16 protein-coding genes and 1 pseudogene are annotated in these 16,718 nt (G+C 71.7%); 5 read left to right on the top strand and 12 right to left on the bottom strand.

What is annotated here, in order from left to right:
• Window positions 1–19 precede the first annotated feature (19 nt).
• A complete protein-coding gene (locus ACFUO4_RS17060; protein WP_383485097.1) occupies window positions 20–697 on the bottom strand; it encodes a uracil-DNA glycosylase in 678 nt (225 codons plus the stop codon).
• A gap of 112 nt (window positions 698–809) precedes the next feature.
• Here ACFUO4_RS17060 and ACFUO4_RS17055 point away from each other — a divergent pair, with 112 nt between their 5' ends.
• The gene (locus ACFUO4_RS17055) at window positions 810–1,466 is read left to right on the top strand and encodes an RNA-binding S4 domain-containing protein (protein WP_383485094.1); all 657 of its coding nucleotides are present in this window, start codon (window positions 810–812) and stop codon (window positions 1,464–1,466) included.
• A gap of 132 nt (window positions 1,467–1,598) precedes the next feature.
• Here ACFUO4_RS17055 and ACFUO4_RS17050 read toward each other — a convergent pair whose 3' ends face one another.
• The 3 genes from ACFUO4_RS17050 to ACFUO4_RS17040 form a co-directional block, all read right to left on the bottom strand.
• Window positions 1,599–2,069 carry a DoxX family protein gene (locus ACFUO4_RS17050; RefSeq protein WP_383485091.1) on the bottom strand — a complete coding sequence of 157 codons (471 nt, stop codon included), beginning with the start codon at window positions 2,067–2,069 and terminating at the stop codon, window positions 1,599–1,601.
• Between the two features lie 89 nt (window positions 2,070–2,158).
• On the bottom strand, window positions 2,159–2,851 hold the full coding sequence (locus ACFUO4_RS17045; RefSeq protein WP_383485088.1) for a class I SAM-dependent methyltransferase: 693 nt from the start codon (window positions 2,849–2,851) through the stop codon (window positions 2,159–2,161).
• Window positions 2,852–2,912: 61 nt separating this feature from the next.
• A complete protein-coding gene (locus tag ACFUO4_RS17040) occupies window positions 2,913–3,950 on the bottom strand; it encodes an acyltransferase domain-containing protein (protein WP_383485085.1) in 1,038 nt (345 codons plus the stop codon).
• Between the two features lie 101 nt (window positions 3,951–4,051).
• Between ACFUO4_RS17040 and ACFUO4_RS17035 the strand changes: the two are divergent.
• Window positions 4,052–4,312, top strand: a pseudogene (locus ACFUO4_RS17035) (DUF6343 family protein); the annotation flags it as partial.
• Window positions 4,313–4,391: 79 nt separating this feature from the next.
• On the opposite strand, the gene ACFUO4_RS17030 reads toward ACFUO4_RS17035, so the two are convergent.
• The 4 genes from ACFUO4_RS17030 to rpsA all read right to left on the bottom strand — a co-directional run bounded on the left by ACFUO4_RS17030 (window position 4,392) and on the right by rpsA (window position 8,147).
• Window positions 4,392–4,772: a tetratricopeptide repeat protein gene (locus ACFUO4_RS17030; protein ID WP_059197416.1), complete on the bottom strand. Its 381-nt coding sequence runs from the start codon at window positions 4,770–4,772 to the stop codon at window positions 4,392–4,394.
• Between the two features lie 50 nt (window positions 4,773–4,822).
• The gene (gene coaE / locus ACFUO4_RS17025) at window positions 4,823–5,461 is read right to left on the bottom strand and encodes a dephospho-CoA kinase (protein WP_383485081.1); all 639 of its coding nucleotides are present in this window, start codon (window positions 5,459–5,461) and stop codon (window positions 4,823–4,825) included.
• A 45-nt stretch (window positions 5,462–5,506) separates the two neighbouring features.
• Window positions 5,507–6,445, bottom strand: a complete 939-nt coding sequence (locus tag ACFUO4_RS17020) for a PAC2 family protein (protein ID WP_079312488.1) — start codon at window positions 6,443–6,445, stop codon at window positions 5,507–5,509.
• 205 nt (window positions 6,446–6,650) lie between these two features.
• On the bottom strand, window positions 6,651–8,147 hold the full coding sequence (rpsA, locus tag ACFUO4_RS17015) for a 30S ribosomal protein S1 (protein WP_079312486.1): 1,497 nt from the start codon (window positions 8,145–8,147) through the stop codon (window positions 6,651–6,653).
• 366 nt (window positions 8,148–8,513) lie between these two features.
• Between rpsA and ACFUO4_RS17010 the strand changes: the two genes are divergently transcribed.
• Window positions 8,514–9,338: a class I SAM-dependent methyltransferase gene (locus tag ACFUO4_RS17010; protein WP_383485751.1), complete on the top strand. Its 825-nt coding sequence runs from the start codon at window positions 8,514–8,516 to the stop codon at window positions 9,336–9,338.
• Between the two features lie 4 nt (window positions 9,339–9,342).
• Entirely contained in the window at window positions 9,343–11,859 is a 2,517-nt protein-coding gene (gene hrpB / locus ACFUO4_RS17005) for an ATP-dependent helicase HrpB (RefSeq protein WP_383485076.1), read from the top strand.
• Here hrpB and ACFUO4_RS17000 read toward each other — a convergent pair.
• The 3 genes from ACFUO4_RS17000 to ACFUO4_RS16990 form a co-directional block, all read right to left on the bottom strand.
• Entirely contained in the window at window positions 11,849–12,838 is a 990-nt protein-coding gene (locus ACFUO4_RS17000; protein WP_079312482.1) for a DUF3068 domain-containing protein, read from the bottom strand. The two genes, hrpB and ACFUO4_RS17000, sit on opposite strands and share 11 nt — an antisense overlap.
• 21 nt (window positions 12,839–12,859) lie before the next feature.
• Complete coding sequence (locus ACFUO4_RS16995) at window positions 12,860–12,994, bottom strand: SPW_0924 family protein (protein ID WP_128112384.1); 135 nt, start codon at window positions 12,992–12,994, stop codon at window positions 12,860–12,862.
• Window positions 12,995–13,140: 146 nt separating this feature from the next.
• A complete protein-coding gene (locus tag ACFUO4_RS16990; RefSeq protein ID WP_383485071.1) occupies window positions 13,141–14,865 on the bottom strand; it encodes a lytic transglycosylase domain-containing protein in 1,725 nt (574 codons plus the stop codon).
• A 318-nt stretch (window positions 14,866–15,183) separates the two neighbouring features.
• Between ACFUO4_RS16990 and ACFUO4_RS16985 the strand changes: the two genes are divergently transcribed.
• Window positions 15,184–16,029, top strand: coding sequence for a DUF4184 family protein (locus tag ACFUO4_RS16985; protein WP_383485068.1), 846 nt, complete (start codon window positions 15,184–15,186; stop codon window positions 16,027–16,029).
• On the opposite strand, the gene ACFUO4_RS16980 is transcribed toward ACFUO4_RS16985, so the two are convergent.
• Window positions 15,959–16,504 (bottom strand): hypothetical protein, encoded by a 546-nt coding sequence (locus ACFUO4_RS16980; RefSeq protein ID WP_383485065.1) that lies wholly within the window; start codon window positions 16,502–16,504, stop codon window positions 15,959–15,961. The genes ACFUO4_RS16985 and ACFUO4_RS16980 overlap by 71 nt on opposite strands.
• Between the last annotated feature and the right edge of the window lie 214 nt (window positions 16,505–16,718).

The following is a 16,718-nucleotide window of genomic DNA, read 5'->3' as shown; positions in this document are numbered from 1 at the left end:
TACCGCGACCCAGGTCCCCTCAATCGACGGCCGCCGCCGTGCGCAGCACGTCCCGGAGCATCTGCGGGGTCAGCCGGCCGGTGAACGTGTTGCGCTGACTGACGTGGAAGCAGCCGAACAGCTCGATCCCGTCGAGCGGCACGCGCACCCCGTGCCCGAAGGCGGGCCGCGGCCGGGGCACGTCCCACCCCGCCGCCGACAGCGCGGGCAGCGTGGCCTGCCAGCCGAAGGCACCCAGCACCACCACAGACCGCAGCGTCGGCCGCAACAGCCTCAGCTCCTGCACCAGCCAGGGGCGGCAGGTGTCCCGCTCCCCCGGGGTGGGCTTGTTGGCGGGCGGGGCGCAGTGCACCGGCGAGGTGACGCGGACGCCGTGCAGCTCAAGGCCGTCGTCGATGCTCACCGCCGTGGGCTGCGAGGCCAGGCCGACGTCGTACAGCGCCTGGTACAGCACGTCTCCCGACCGGTCGCCGGTGAACATCCGGCCGGTGCGGTTGCCTCCGTGCGCGGCGGGGGCGAGGCCGACGATCAGCATCCGGGCGTCCGAGGGCCCGAATCCCGGCACCGGGCGGCCCCAGTACGTCTGGTCGGCGAAGGCGGCCCGTTTCGTACGGGCCACTTCCTCCCGCCAGTCGACCAGCCGCGGGCAGGCGCGGCAGCCCGCGATGCGCTGGTCCAGGTCGTCGAGAGCGTCCACGTCACCACCGTACGACCCTGTCCTCGCCGCCCCGGAATCACGAGTGGCGGGGAGCGGGGGCTGTGGGGAAATGCCGTCGGGGCGGGCGGGGGCGGGCGGCTAAGGTCGAGGCATGGCTGCTGAACGTGGGGAAGGCGGGGCGGGCGAGGGCATGGACGCCGTCGCAGCCGCTCGGAACGGTGTCGAGGACGCGCCGACCGCTCCTGGCGCGATGCCGGCGCCCGCCCGGGCGGAGTCGGCGTCCGCCAAAGCGGAGCCGGCCGGTCGTGAGGGCGGTGCGGGGCAGGATCCGCAGATCGCCGCCGCTGTGGCCGCCGCCGAGGCCGCCGGACCGCAGCAGGGCGAGACGGTTCGCGTCGACAGCTGGATCTGGTCCGTGCGGCTGATCAAGACCCGGTCCGCCGGTGCGGCCGCCTGCAAGGGCGGACATGTCCGGGTGAACGGTGAGCGGGTCAAGCCGGCCCACTCCGTCCGGGTCGGTGACGAAGTCCGTCTGGTCCATGAGGGGCGGGAGCGGATCGTCGTCGTCAAGCGCCTCATCCGGAAGCGGGTGGGGGCTCCTGTCGCCGTGCAGTGCTATGTCGACAACAGCCCGCCGCCTCCGCCGCGTGAGGCGGTCGCTCCGGCGGGCATCCGTGACCGGGGCGCCGGGCGCCCGACCAAACGGGACCGGCGGGACATGGAACGGCTGCGGGGGATGGGTGGAGTGCCTGGCGGGGTGCCCGGGATGCCGGGTGGCCGTAAGGGTGGCCGCACGGGCGGGCGGTGAGGGCCTCGTCCTCGAACGCCGGACGGGCTGAGAGATGCGGGCCGGCGCTGAGAAGGGGACGTCCGTCCTGCGAACCCCGGGCGGGCTGGGCTGGCCAGTCCGTCCGGGGTTCGCAGGACGCCGGAGCAGTGGTCACGAGCGGTGCCGGAGGAGCCGCAGCAGCTGCGCGTTCTGACCGCGGCGCGCCCAGGCGATCAGGGCCAGCGGGATGATCAGGATCAGTGGCGTCGCGGCGTTCTCCCCGTCGAAGTAGGAGACCTGGACCACGAACGCGCCCACCATCAGCCCGCTCAGCGCCACCGCCGCCACCGACTGCAGCACCGGCACCAGCAACGCGATCGCACCGGCGAGTTCGAGCGCGCCGATGGTGTACATCCCCGCGTTGCCCCAGCCCATCTCGGCGAAGGCGTCGGCCGCCGTGGGGTGCGCGATCAGCTTGGGCAGCGCGCTCGCGAACGCGTAGAACAGGGCGAGCAGCACCTGAATGGTGCGCAGGGCGACCCTGGCGCGGCGCCCACGGGCCGTCGCGGACTCGGCGACGACGGTGCCGGTACCGGAGTCGGCGGACGCGGCGGCGGTGACGGATACGGTGGTCTCGGACATCGGGGGCTCCTGTGGGACGCGGTCCGTTGTGCTGTCACAGAGGTAGACCGGCCCCCGCACGGAAACTCATCGGCGCCCGGCGAACGACCTCAGACCGACACCGTCTCCGCACGCACCGCCCGCACCCATATCCGGTCCTCCGTCAGGTACTTGTCCACCCGCAGGCCCGCCTCCCCCAGTGCCTCCTCGAACTGGTCCTTCGTCAGCGGCCGGGCCAGAAACGTCTGGGTCCATACCGCGTCCGGGAACTCGTACTCCGCGCGGACCGAGTTCACCCCGTCGCCGACCGGCTCCGCCGACACCATGCGGAGGGTGAAGCCGCTGGGGTCGACGCGCTCGCGCGGCAGGTTGGTGTGGTAGTCCTCGCCCTCCCGCTGGATCAGTACGCACCCGCCCTCCGCCACATGCCGGGCGCAGGCGCGCAGCATCCCGCGTCGCACCTCGGCGTCGCCGGCGTGGACGAGGAACGACGCGAGCATCACCACGTCGAACGTCTCGCCCAGGTCGAGCTCCTCGACCTTGCCGCGTATCGTGCGCGCCCCCTGGACGCGGGCCAGCATCTCCGGGGACTCGTCCACCGCCGTGACCGTGAAGCCCCGTTCCAGCAGCGGGTGGGTCATCCTGCCCACGCCGCAGCCCAGTTCCAGGATGTGCGCCCCCGCCGGCACGGCCGCGGCGATGATGTCCGGCTCGTCGTACACCGGGAGCCGTGAGTACAGCTCCACCGCGCAGCCGTCCGGAGTGATCGCGCCCGGTCCCGTCCCCTCGTACCCCTCACGCATTTTCAGTTCCATGCCCGTACAACGGCCCGCATCCGCAAGGCCGTTCCCCACCCGAACGCATTCACCCGTCCGAGGGACGAAGCCCCTCCCGAAGCTCCGCTTGAGCCCCCTCCTGAAGCCCCGCTCGAGACCCCTCCTGAAGCCCCGCTTGAGCCCCCTCCTGAAGCCCCGCTTGAAGCCCCTCCTGGGGCAGCGGAAACCACCCGTGCCCGATGTACCAGTGCCCGCCCGACCGCAGATGGTCGCCCACCGCGCGCTCCACCGACGTACGCCGAGGCAACCCCGCCACCGGCAGCTCCGGGTCCCCGAACACGAACTGGACCGGCTCGGTGTCGGCCGACTCGGCGTCTCGTGGCGCGATCCGGAACCGCTCCTGGAAGCGGACGATGTTGGAGTCGGCGGGCAGATACCGTTTCAACTGCGGATCCAGCAGCCACGAGTGGCACATCACCGCCCGGTACCCCTCCTCGGGGTAGTGCTTCGCGAAGAACTCCCCCGCCAGCGCCACCGCCCGGTCGCACGCGTCCGGCGTCAGCGGGCCGAGGAAGTCGGGGATGTGCAGGTCCAGACAGAGCGTGCCGGTCGTCGCCCGCATCCCCGCCGCCGCGAGCCCCCGCGCCGCGCCCGACCAGAGCCGCGCCCGCTGGAAGTGCAGTCTCCCCAACTGGTAGATCTCACCGCGGAGATGGAGCATCAGCCACTGCGGGGACTGGACTCCCGCCGTCCCGTACCGCCTGCGGTGGACGGCCATGTTCCGTCCGAGGTCGGTAAGGGTGCGCCGGGAGACGTCGGCGGGGACACCCCGTGCCCGGTGGTACGCGCGCGTGTGCGGAAGCGCCGCGACGAACACGTACGCGGGGAAGATCCGGCGCAGCGCCACCGGCGCCTCGGCGGTCCGTGCGGTCAGCTGCAAGCCGTCGCCGTACTCGACGATCTCCCCCATGTCGCGCACCAGTGCCTCGACGCACTCCGCCACCAGCCGCATCGCTCCGGCGTCTGCCGCCAGCGTCCGCCGCCGGGCGACGAGCGCGTTGATGTCTTCATGGGGTACCGCGAGGTCGAGCAGCACCTCGGCGAGCTCATCGGTGTCCGGCAGCACGCGCCCTCCGGCAAGGAGTACCAGGCGAACGAAAAGTACGAGGAGTACGAAGAGTACGAGGAGTACGAGGAGTACGTTGGCAGAGAGGAGTGGTGATCCCGATGCGTACGGGCAGTGAGCCGGCGACCGCGCGCAGTGCGCTGCGGGCCCGGTTCTGGCTGAGCGTGTGGGGACTGGTCTGGACGATCTTCGGGACAGCCGCGTTCGCCCTCGCGGGCCGCCCCGGGTGGGCCGCCGCCTGCGGGGTGCTCTGGCTGGTCATCACTGTCGATCTGACCTTGATCCTCCGGCACATCCGACAGGGCCCGCACTACCAGCCGGGCCCGGACGTCCCACCGTACCGGCCGGCGGAGCACCGGCCACCGCGCGGGTCACCAGGACAGCGGCCGCCGTACCGGCGACCGGGGAACCGGCCCCCGGACCGGCCCGCGCCCTGAGCCGTTACGCGTCGAACCGCGCCGCCTTCAGGTACTGCGGGTTCGGGTCCAGTGCGGCGGCCAGCCGGAAGTGGCGTTTGGCCTGGTCGGGGCGGGCCTGGCGCTCGTAGGTCCGGGCGAGCGCGAAGTGCGCGAACGCGTTGTCCGGCTCGCGCTCCAGGACGATGGTGAACTCCAGCTCCGCGGGCCGCAGTTGGGCGGCCGCGAAGAAGGCACGCGCGCGCAGCAGGCGGGCGGCGGTGTTCTCGGGGTGCGCGGCGATCACCTGGTCGAGCAGCTTCACCGCGCCCTGCGGGTCCCGCGCGGCCAGCAACTGCTCGGCGGCACGGAAGTCGATGACATGCGTCTCCGGAGTACGTCCGGTCGAACCGCTGGTCTCGGGCACGGCAGAGTCCTTCCCTCACTGGAAGGGTTCAACGCCCGGACAGGGGGCCGCTATTCCTGGGACGTCCGGGGCGAGCCCTCGTCCGCGCGGGGCGCGCGAACTCTTCGTACGAGCTCGTCCCATACGTCCGCCACGCGTCGCCGCAGGTCGTCCAGGGGTACGTCGTTGTCGATGACGATGTCCGCGATCTCGCGGCGCTTCTCCCGCGTCGCCTGGGCGGCCATCCGCGCGCGTGCGTCGTCCTCGGTCATGCCGCGCAGCCTGACGAGGCGGTCGAGCTGGGTCTCGGGGGCGGCGTCGACGACGACCACGACGTCGTAGAGCGGGGCGAGGCCGTTCTCGGTGAGGAGCGGGACGTCGTGGACGACGACCGCGTTGTCGTCGGCGGCGGATTCGAGGGCGCGGGAGCGGGCGCCCACCAGGGGATGCACGATCGAGTTCAGCACGGCGAGCTTCTCGGGATCGGCGAACACGATCGACCCCAGCCTGGGCCGGTCCAGGCCGCCGTCCTCGGCGAGCACACCCGGCCCGAAGGCCTCCACGACGGCGGCCAGCCCGGGCGTACCGGGCGCGACGACCTCGCGCGCGATACGGTCCGCGTCGATCAGCACGGCCCCCCGCTCGACGAGCAGCCGCGACACCTCACTCTTACCGGCACCGATCCCACCGGTCAGGCCCACCTTCAGCATGAGCCGCAGCTTAGGCGGTCCCGCTGACAACGTACCCGGCCGGGCTCAGTTGTCGCCCTCCCGCTCCGCCAGGAAGCGCTCGAACTCGAGCCCGATCTCGTCGGCGGACGGGATGTCGGTGGACTCGGCGAGCATGTTGCCGCGGGTCTCTGCGCCCGCCGCCGCGTCGAACTGGTGCTCAAGGCCCTGGACGAGAGCCACGAGGTCCTCGTCGCCCTCCTGGATCTGGCGGTCGATCTCGGTCTGCGTGCGGTGCGCGTCGGTACGCAGCGCGTGCGCGATGCCCGGCAGCACCAGACCGGTGGCCGCCGTGATGGCCTCCAGGACGGTCAGGGCCGCGTCCGGGTACGGGGAGCGCGCGATGTAGTGCGGGACGTGCGCGGCGACGCCCAGGACGTCGTGTCCGGCCTCCATGAGGCGGTACTCGACGAGCGACTCGGCGCTGCCGGGGACCTGCGCCTCGTCGAAGGGGCTGCGGTGGCCGGGCACCAGGTCGTTGCGGTTGCCGTGCGGGGTGAGGCCGACGGGGCGGGTGTGCGGGACGCCCATGGGGATGCCGTGGAAGTTCACGGAGAGGCGGACACCGAGCCGTTCCACGATCTGCTGGACGGCCGCCGCGAAGCGCTCCCACTCCACGTCCGGCTCGGGCCCCGACAGCAGCAGGAAGGGCGCCCCGGTGGCGTCCTGGACGAGTCGCACCTCGATCGAGGGGACCTCGTAGTCGGTCCAACGGTCGCGCTTGAAGGTGAGCAGCGGACGGCGGGCCCGGTAGTCCACGAGCCGGTCGTGGTCGAAGCGGGCCACGACCTGGTGGGGCAGCGAGTCGAGCACCCGGTCGACGATCTGGTCGCCGGTCTCGCCCGCGTCGATGTATCCGTCGAAGTGGTAGAGCATGACAAGGCCGGCCGACTCCTGGGCGAGCGCCATGTCGACGACGGCCAGGCCCTTCGGCTCCCATGCGTACAAACCCTGCGGATCAAGCACAGTGACCGCTCCTCCTCGTGTTCATACGCTTCAACGCCCCCTGAAGCAGGGGCATTCCCACGAGCGGAGCTGATCAGGCATCTCTTACGGCGTTTTCATGCGTCGCTCCGCCGTGTCACGAGGAACGCCGGAGGCCGGACACGGCTGAGGGGCCGCACCTCGGAAGGTACGGCCCCTCAGTCAGGAGCTAGTGCTCAGTGAGCGTTCAGCTCTGGCCACCCGCGAGCTTCTCGCGAAGCGCGGCGAGCGCCTCGTCGGAAGCCAGGGCACCGGAGGTGTCCGCACCCTCGGAGGAGTACGAACCGCCACCCGCGACCGGAGCCGCACCGGCGGCGTCGCCACCCTCGGCGGCAGCGGCAGCGTCGGCCTCGCGGCTCTTGATGACCTGCTGCTGGTGCTGCTCGAAGCGGGTCTGCGCCTCGGCGTACTGGCGCTCCCACTCCTCACGCTGCTTCTCGTAGCCCTCGAGCCAGTCGTTGGTCTCGGGGTCGAAGCCCTCGGGGTAGATGTAGTTGCCCTGGTCGTCGTACGACGCGGCCATGCCGTACAGGGTCGGGTCGAACTCGACCGAGGCCGGGTCGGCACCGAAGGACTCGTTGGCCTGCTTCAGCGAGAGGCTGATGCGACGACGCTCGAGGTCGATGTCGATGACCTTGACGAAGATCTCGTCGTTGACCTGGACGACCTGCTCCGGGATCTCCACGTGGCGCTCGGCCAGCTCGGAGATGTGGACCAGACCCTCGATGCCCTCGTCCACGCGGACGAACGCACCGAACGGAACCAGCTTGGTGACCTTACCCGGGACGACCTGGCCGATCTGGTGGGTCCGGGCGAACTGCTGCCACGGGTCCTCCTGCGTCGCCTTCAGCGACAGGGAGACACGCTCGCGGTCCATGTCGACGTCGAGGACCTCGACGGTGACTTCCTGGCCGACCTCGACAACCTCGGACGGGTGGTCGATGTGCTTCCAGGACAGCTCGGAGACGTGGACCAGACCGTCGACGCCACCCAGGTCCACGAAGGCACCGAAGTTGACGATCGAGGAGACCACACCGGAGCGGACCTGACCCTTCTGGAGGGTCGTGAGGAACGTCTGGCGGACCTCGGACTGGGTCTGCTCCAGCCAGGCACGGCGGGACAGGACCACGTTGTTGCGGTTCTTGTCCAGCTCGATGATCTTCGCCTCGAGCTCCTTGCCCACGTAGGGCTGGAGGTCGCGGACACGGCGCATCTCGACCAGGGAGGCCGGGAGGAAGCCGCGGAGGCCGATGTCGAGGATGAGACCACCCTTGACGACCTCGATGACGGTACCGGTGACGATGCCGTCCTCTTCCTTGATCTTCTCGATGGTGCCCCAGGCACGCTCGTACTGGGCGCGCTTCTTCGAGAGGATCAGGCGGCCTTCCTTGTCCTCCTTCTGGAGAACAAGGGCCTCGATCTCGTCACCGACGGCGACGACCTCGTTGGGGTCGACGTCGTGCTTGATCGAGAGCTCGCGGCTCGGGATGACACCTTCGGTCTTGTAACCGATGTCGAGCAGGACCTCGTCCCGGTCGACCTTCACGATGACGCCGTCGACGATGTCGCCGTCGTTGAAGTACTTGATCGTCTCGTCGATCGCGGCGAGGAAGGCTTCCTCGTTACCGATGTCGTTGACCGCAACCTGCGGGGTGGTGGCGGTGGTCTCGGTGCTGCTCGTCATGTGGGAAAGGGCTCCGGTTACGGACAGAAAGTCGTAGGTACTGCTACGCCGGGAGCCCGTATCGCTCTGATGAAGCCGGACAGCCAAGGAAGCGCCAAACCAGAAACTGGTGATGGCGCCTCGACAACCGAGGGGACATACAACAGATGCGAGCGCAGCCTGCTACGTCTGAGGTGCGCAGGCCCGCAGCGCAACTTGTAGCATACGGGGGCAGCCGGGCAGGGTCAATGCGCGAAGGCGCACACCCGGGGCGGATCGCCGCATACCCGGCACAAGAACTGTCTCTGGAGGCCACGCAGGCCTGAGACACCTCTCCCGTGACACCCGTGGGGACGGGTTGGAGGGAAGAGTACGACGAGGGAGCCGATCATCCAAGAGCCCACTTCTTCCGAGTCCGACTTCGAGCCGGAGGCCACGCGGCGCGACGCGGGAGCCGCCGAGAGCTCCCGGGCCAACCGCGGCTGGTGGGACCGGAACGCCGACGAGTACCAGGTGGAACACGGCACGTTCCTCGGCGACGACCGCTTCGTGTGGGGCCCCGAGGGCCTGGACGAGGTGGAGGCCGAGCTGCTCGGCCCGCCGGAGGAGCTCAAGGACAGGCGCGTCCTGGAGATCGGCGCCGGCGCGGCCCAGTGCTCGCGCTGGCTGGCCGCGCAGGGCGCCCGCCCGGTCGCGCTCGACATCTCGCACCGCCAGCTCCAGCACGCCCTGCGCATCGGCGGCTCCTTCCCCCTGGTCTGCGCCGACGCCGGCGCCCTCCCCTTCGCGGACGCCTCCTTCGACCTGGCCTGCTCGGCGTACGGGGCGCTGCCCTTCGTCGCCGAACCGGTACGGGTCCTGACGGAGGTGCGGCGGGTGCTGCGCCCGGGCGGCCGTTTCGTCTTCTCGGTGACCCACCCGATCCGCTGGGCGTTCCCGGACGAGCCGGGTCCAGAGGGGCTGTCGGTGTCCGCCTCCTACTTCGACCGCACGCCGTACGTCGAGCAGGACGAGCTTGGCCGCGCGGTCTACGTCGAGCACCACAGGACGATCGGCGACCGGGTGCGGGACATCGCGGCGTCGGGCTTCCGTCTCGTGGACCTGGTGGAACCGGAGTGGCCGGCCTGGAACACCTCGGAGTGGGGCGGCTGGTCGCCCCTGCGCGGGAACCTGATCCCGGGGACGGCGATCTTCGTGTGCGTACGAGACTGAGTGCGTGATCCGTTACGACGCCCTGGACGCCCTTCCCGTACGCAGTGCCCTTCCCGGTCTGAACGAGGCCCTGGAGGGGCACGGCACCGCGGTCCTCGTCGCGCCGCCCGGCACCGGCAAGACGACCCTGGTGCCGCTGGCGCTGGCCGGTCTCCTGGACGCCGACGCCCCCGCGCGGCGGGTGCTCGTGGCCGAACCGCGCCGCATCGCCGCCCGCGCCGCCGCCCGGCGGATGGCGTGGCTGCTCGGCGAGAAGGCCGGACAGAGCGTCGGATACACCGTGCGCGGGGAGCGGGTCGTCGGGCGGCACACGCGCGTGGAGGTCGTCACGACCGGTGTGCTGCTTCAAAGGCTCCAGCGCGACCAGGAGCTCACGGGCGTCGACGTGGTGGTGCTGGACGAGTGCCACGAACGGCATCTGGACGCGGACACGTCCGCCGCCTTCCTGTGGGACGTACGGCAGACCCTGCGGCCTGAGCTGCGGCTGGTGGCCGCGTCGGCGACGACGGACGCCGAGGGCTGGGCGGGGCTGCTGGGCGGGGCGCCGGTCGTCGAGGCGGCGGGGGTGTCGTACCCGGTGGAGGTGGTGTGGGCGCCGCCGGTACGGCCGGTGCGGCCGCCGCACGGGATGCGGGTCGACCCGGCGCTGCTCGCGCATGTGGCGTCGGTGGTGCGGCGGGCGCTGGCCGAGCGGTCGGGGGACGTGCTGTGCTTCCTGCCGGGCGTCGGGGAGATCGCGCGGGTGGCCGGTCAGCTCGGCGGCCTGGGTGATGTCGAGGTGCTCCAGGTGCACGGGCGGGCTCCGGCGGCCGTGCAGGACGCGGTGCTGGCTCCCGCGGAGCGGCGGCGGGTGGTGCTGGCGACGTCCGTCGCCGAGTCCTCGCTGACGGTGCCCGGGGTGCGGGTGGTCGTGGACTCCGGGCTGGCCCGGGAACCTCGGGTGGATCACGCGCGCGGGTTGAGCGCGCTGACGACCGTGCGGGCCTCGCGGGCTGCCGGGCGGCAGCGGGCGGGGCGTGCCGGGCGTGAGGCGCCGGGGGCGGTGTACCGCTGCTGGGCGGAGGCTGAGGACGCGCGTCTGCCGCTGTTTCCGGCGCCGGAGATCAAGGTGGCCGACCTGACGGCGTTCGCGCTCCAGGTGGCCTGCTGGGGCGATCCAGACGCGTCCGGGCTGGCGTTGCTGGATCCGCCGCCGGGTGGGGCGATGGCGGCGGCGCGGAGTGCGCTCGCGGCGGTGGACGCCGTGGACTCCGCCGGGCGGGCCACGCAGCGGGGGGTGCGGTTGACTCGGACGGGGGTGCATCCGCGGCTGGGACGAGCGTTGCTGGACGCGCCGGGGGACGCGGCCGAGGTGGTGGCGCTGCTGTCGGAGGACGTTCCGCGGGAGTACGGGGATGACCTCGCGGCGGCTCTTCGGGCCGCTCGGCGTGGGGGTGACGCGTATGCGGGGCGGTGGCGCGCGGAGGTACGGCGACTGCGGGCGGTCTCGACGGCCGATGCCGCGAACGGCACGGACAAGGTCGTCGCCGGTCAGCGGCACCCTGGCGGCGATGAGCGGCTTGTCGGTGTCGTCGCCGCCCTCGCCTTCCCCGAGCGGGTCGCCAAAGTCGACGGGGGTTCCTATCTCATGGCCTCCGGCACTCGCGCCGAACTGCCGGAGGCTTCCGCGCTTCGCGGCGCGCCCTGGATCGCCGTGGCCGTCGCCGACCGGCCCGTCGGAAAAGGGCACGCGCGCGTGCAGCTCGCCGCGAGCGTGGACGAGGACACGGCACGCTTGGCGGCCGCCTCGATGTACTCCGAGGCGCAGGAGGTCCACTGGGCCGACGGGGACGTCGTCGCGCGGCGCGTCGAGCGGCTCGGGGCGATCGAGCTGGCCGCACGGCCCTTGAAGGACGCCGACGCCACCCTCGTACGCGAGGCGCTGCTCGAAGGGCTGCGGCAGGAGGGGCTCGGGTTGTTGCGCTGGTCGCCGGAGGCCTGCGTACTGCGGCAGCGGCTCGCCTTTCTGCGGCTGCGGGTCGGCGACCCTTGGCCGGATGTCTCCGACGACGCGCTCCACGCGCGCGTGGACGAGTGGCTGGAGCCGGAGCTCGGGCGGGCGCGACGGCGGGCTGATCTGGCGCGTATCGATGCCGGGGCGGGGTTGAACCGGCTGCTCCCCTGGGCCTCGGGTGAGACGGGGCGGCTCGACGAGCTCGCGCCCGAGCGGATCGCGGTGCCGAGCGGGTCCAGGATCCGGATCGACTACTCCGAGCCCGAACAGCCCGTTCTCGCCGTCAAGTTGCAGGAGATGTTCGGGCTGCAGGAGTCGCCGCGGGTCGCCGGGGTGCCCCTGCTCGTCCATCTCCTCTCCCCCGCCGGGCGGCCCGCGGCCGTCACCGCCGACCTCGCCTCCTTCTGGAAGGACGGCTACAAGGGCGTACGGGCGGAGCTGCGCGGCCGGTATCCCAAGCACCCGTGGCCGGAGGACCCGGCGGCCGCGGAGCCGACGCGGCACACCAACGCGCGCCTCAGGCGGTGATCGGTTCCGGTTCGTCGGCGTCGGCGGGCGCCGGTTCGTCCGGGCGACGGCTGCGGGCCTCGAGCCACAGGGAGAGGGCGAGGAGCAGGACTCCGAGGGTGAGGAAGCCCCAGGGGAGGTACGTCGTCATCAGCAGGACCAGCAGCCGGTTGGACTTGACCAGGTCGACCGTGTGCTCGATGTAGTCCTCGCGCATCTTCACGTGGCCGGCGAACGCCGTGACCTTCTCGCGGTCGCCCAGGAGGGTGCCGCCGCGGAGCTCCTCCTTGTGGATCTCCTCGCCGTAGACGGGGGCGCCGGTGACGGGCTCGACCCAGAACTTGCGGACCGTGGTGTACCAGCGGGTCATGCCGGTCTTGGCGATCTGCTCGGGGGTGATGCCGGCGACGGGCAGCTTCTTGGGGAACTTCACCTGGGTCCAGGGGATGGTCTGCTCGAAGTAGTAGACCTCCAGACCGCGGAAGTTCTGCGTCCCCTTGTAGTGGATGGGGTTGCTGGTGCGGGTCTGCGCGTCGAAGTACTCGTAGTCCCGTTTCTCCGTCCGGAAGGGCCACTTGAACTCGATGCCCTCGCGTTTGACCGGGTCGCCGTCGACCATCTCGCCGGTGGCGTGGACGGGGTCCTGGCTGTGGGCGTCGAAGATGTAGCGCTCGGGGATGTAGGCGACCATCTTGCCGTCGGGGTCCTGGGCGTACGACAGGCTGTCCCAGACGACGACGTCCCGGCCGAGCGTCTTCTCGATCTTCTCCGAGGCCTCCACGTTGCCCTTGAGGGTCTGCACGATGGTGATCTTGGAGACCTTCTTCTCCTGGAGGGAGTTGTCGACGAGGGTGGCGTCCCTCGCCTCCAGGACCATGTCCTGGTACTGGTTCGCCGGGATCTTCGCCAGGCGCGGGAAGGCGTACCAGCGCAGCATCGGGGACAGCGCCGCGAAGAACACGGCGAGGGCGAGCAGGATCAGGCTGGCCTTGCGGCGCATCTCGGCCTCCCTCCCGGGCGGTTACGGGTGTGACGGCACGGTCGTGAGCAGCGGCTTCGGCGACGTCCTGCCGGTCGGCGAGCCCATCGCGGTGATCGTGAACACCAGCGCGAGCGCGACGGCCAGGCCGATCCCGGCGGCGATGAGGGCACGCATGACGGCCTCCCGACCGGACCCCATGAGCCCGGAACTGATACATCGTCAGGTCCGGCACCGTAGCAACGGGCGGCCGAGATGAGAACACGTCGCACACGACGACGGCGCCCTTCCGGGGAAGGACGCCGTCGAGGTGGTACGGGAACTTACGCGCCGGTGCCGGCCGAAGGGCTCGGCGACTGCGACTGCGTCGGCTCGGCGGCCGCCGCGACCGTCAGTTCGACGGTCAGGGACGCGCCGCCCGCGGTGGTGATGCGGAGCAGGAACGTGCCGGTGGTGTCGTCGGCGTACAGCTTCGGCAGCTTCAGCAGGCCGTTCGCGTCCGTCTCCAGGCCCGTCAGGGTGCGTACGGTCTTGCCGTCCGCGTCCTTGAAGTAGGGGCCCTTGGTGTTCTCGGTGGGGTCGTCCGCCGAGGTGATCAGGGTGGCGGTGGCGGCGACGCCGTCCGCCACGGCGCCGTCGTACGTCGCCTTGACCTCGACCTGGTCGGCGAACTCCCCACCCGGGGTGCAGGTCAGCGCGGTGTCGCCGGTGCGGACGAGGTCGTCGGCGACGCGCTCGGTGACGGTGGCCTTGTAGTCGAGGCCGGCGACCGCGCGGCCCACGACGGTGGCGCGGACGGTGAAGTCGCCCGTCTTCTCACCGGCCTTCAGCGCGGGCGCGACGGCGACGCCGGAGCTGCTGGTGACGATCGTGGCGACGCTCTCGCCGCCGGTGAAGGTGGTGTCGGTGTCCCCCACGATCGTGAAGCGGATGCGCACCTTGCCGACGGCCTTGCCGGCCGAGGTCTCGGCGCGGGTGCTGATCCGCTTGCTGAACGTGTCCCCCGCCTGCGCGGTGAGCTTCGCGGTGCCCGCGTCCTCCAGGTGGTCCACCGTGTCGGTCGGGGTGGGGGTGGGCGTGGGGGTGCCGGGCGTGGACGGGGGGTCCGACGGCGACGGGCTGCTCGGGGTGGAGGGCGTCGTCGGCGTGCTGGGCATGCTGGGCGTCGACGGCGGGGTGGGCGACGGCGAGGGGCTCGCGGTGTCGTTGTCGTCGCTGCGGTGGCTCGGCAGGCTGCCGGTGCCGTCCGGGATCTCGTGCGTGCCCTTGCGGTAGTACTCCAGCCACGACAGGACCGTGTGCAGGTAGTCCTGGGAGTTGTTGTAGCTGAGGATCGCGCGGTTCAGGTCGGCCTGCACGGACAGGTCCCAGCCGTTGCGGCACAGGTAGTGGCCGGCGGCGAGGGCCGCGTCGTAGACGTTGTTGGGGTCCTTCTTGCCGTCGCCGTTGCCGTCGCGGCCGGCCCACTCCCAGGTGGAGGGGATGAACTGCATGGGGCCGACGGCCTGGTCGTAGGTGCTGTTGCCGTCGTAGACGCCGTGGTCGGTGTCCGGGATGAGGGCGAAGCCGTTGCCGTCGAGCTGCGGGCCGAGGATCGGGGTGATCGTGGTGCCGTCGGCGGTGACGCGGCCGCCGCGGGCCTGGCCGGACTCGACCTTGCCGATGGCGGCGAGGAGCTGCCAGGGCAGGTTGCAGCCGGGCTTGGACTCCTGGAGTGCCGCCGCGGCCTTCTTGTAGGCGTCGAGGACGGTCGCGGGGATGCCGGCCTCGCCGGTGCCCGTGACGCCGGTGCCGCCGCTGCCCGCGGTCGGGACGGGGCTCGGGCTGTTGAGAGGCGGCAGGTCCATGTAGTACGGCGAACCGCCGGTCGCGCCGTCGTCGTCAGCGGCCAGGTCGGGAGTGGGCTGGGCGTCGGCGGTGGTCGATCTGCCGTTGTCGTCGACCGACACGCCGGGTGCCTGGGACGCGGACAGTGCCGCGACCGCCGCGGCGGCGACGGTGGTGGCCACCGCCCCCTTGCGCAGCCGCCTGCCGAATTGCGCCGACATAAAGTGAACCCCTCCCGTGGACGCCGAGCGCCCGTCTCCGTCCGACGTGCTCGTCATGATGTGACGATCGACCCGCGTCGCGGGTTGCCCTCGTGGAGCTTTTTCCCTGCGTTGTTCTGCTGTTCGGTTCTACTGCTCGGTTCTGCTGTTGGTTCTACTGTTTGGTTCTGTTGTTCGGTGATTCGGTTCGACCCCGCTCCCCGGCGGGGGGACCCAGGCGACCCTACGGCAACTTCCTTTGCTCGGGCACCCGTTCGTGCCCGGTTTTCACCGGTTGGCCATACTGGGCCGGTCCGTTCCCTGCCTCGGGAGGCCCTCTTGCCGTTCACCCTCAGTCACGCGGCCGCGGTGTTACCTGCTGTGCGTGCCGACGGAACCGGGCGGGGGCGGCTGGTTCCGGCCGTTCTCGTGGCGGGTTCCTTCGCTCCCGACATGACCTATTTCGCGGCGAGCGCGTTCTCCGAGGCGATGGAGTTCGGGACCTTCACGCATTCGTTCCCGGGCGTCTTCAGCGTCGACGTGCTGATCGCGTGGGCGCTGGTGGGGCTCTGGCTGCTCGTGCGGGAGCCCCTGGTGGCGCTGTTGCCGAGGGCGCGGCAGGGGCGGGTGGCGGCACTGCTGCGCTGCGGGACGCCCCGCGCGCGGGTAGGGCCAGGGCGGCTGGCGCGGTGGTATGTGTCGGCGGCGCTCGGGGCGTTGACGCATGTCGTGTGGGACGCGTTCACGCATCACGACCGGTGGGGGATGCGGCTGTTCCCGGTGCTGGGCGAGACGATCGCCGGGTCACCGCTGTACTGGTACCTGCAGTACGGCAGTTCGGCGGTGGCCGCGGTGGTGATCGCCGGGTTCGTCGTGTACGCGGTACGGCGGGCGCCGGTGAGCGAGCCGACGGGCGTGCCCGCGCTCTCGGTGCGCGACCGGTGCTGGGCCGCCGTCGGCATCGGCGGCTGTGTGCTCGTCGCGGCGGTGCAGCGGGCCTCGCGGTGGTGGGCCTACTGGGGGGCCTCCGCGAAGCCGTGGGAACTGATCCCGACGCTGTGCTTCGGCGTGGGCGCGGGGCTGGTGGTGGGGGTGCTGGGGTACACCGCGGCGATCAGGGCGTGGCGTCCGGTCCGGACGCCGAAGCCGGCCGAGCGGGAGCCGAGCCGTCCGGGGCGTCGGTGACGATCCTGTCCGGGACCGGGCCGGCGGAGGGGGCGGTGGCGGTGCTGACGGGGGCCGGGCAGTCCGAAGGGTCAGGGGCGGTCTCGACGGGAGCCGAGCAGTCCGGGGCGTCGGTGACGGTCTCGACGGGGGCCGGGCCGTCTGAGGGGGCCGTGACCGTGCCGGCGGTCGCGATGAACACGGTCATGGTGCGCATCGGGCGGGAGCGCGGGACCGCGCTGAGGAGCAGCGCCAGGTAGCCGCGGGCCTGGTCGGCCCACAGGCGCAGGTCCCTGCGGCTCAGCCAGTCCCTCCGGGTGAGGCGGTGACGGACGTCTGTGGCCGCCCTGCGCAGGGTGGTGGCAAGGTCCGTGGGGATGCGGGGCGTGCTTGCCGCTGCCGAGAAGGGCGGGACGTGCACGGCTGGGGTGGACGCGGTCGCATCGGTGGTCGCCTGCGCCGGAGCCGTCTGGCGGTGGAGCGTGCGTATACCCATGTCCGCATCCTTACGGGCGGGGGTGGGTGAGGGCGTTTTCGCGGGGGCCACCTGAGTGACGGCTTTTCGGGGGTGGGGGCGGGTCCGGCAGCGCCGGGCGCGCCGCGGTGGGCGCGCACCGCGGCGGCGGAGAAACCGGGGTGGTGCACACTGCCGCGGCGGAGAAACCGGGGTGGCGCGCACCGCTGCGGCGGAGAAACCGGGGTGGCGCGCA

It is taken from the genome of Streptomyces sp. NPDC057280, assembly GCF_042668605.1.
Lineage (GTDB): Bacteria > Actinomycetota > Actinomycetes > Streptomycetales > Streptomycetaceae > Streptomyces.
Note: the sequence above shows the minus strand (reverse complement) of the source record. Positions and strands in the feature narration are given on the sequence as shown.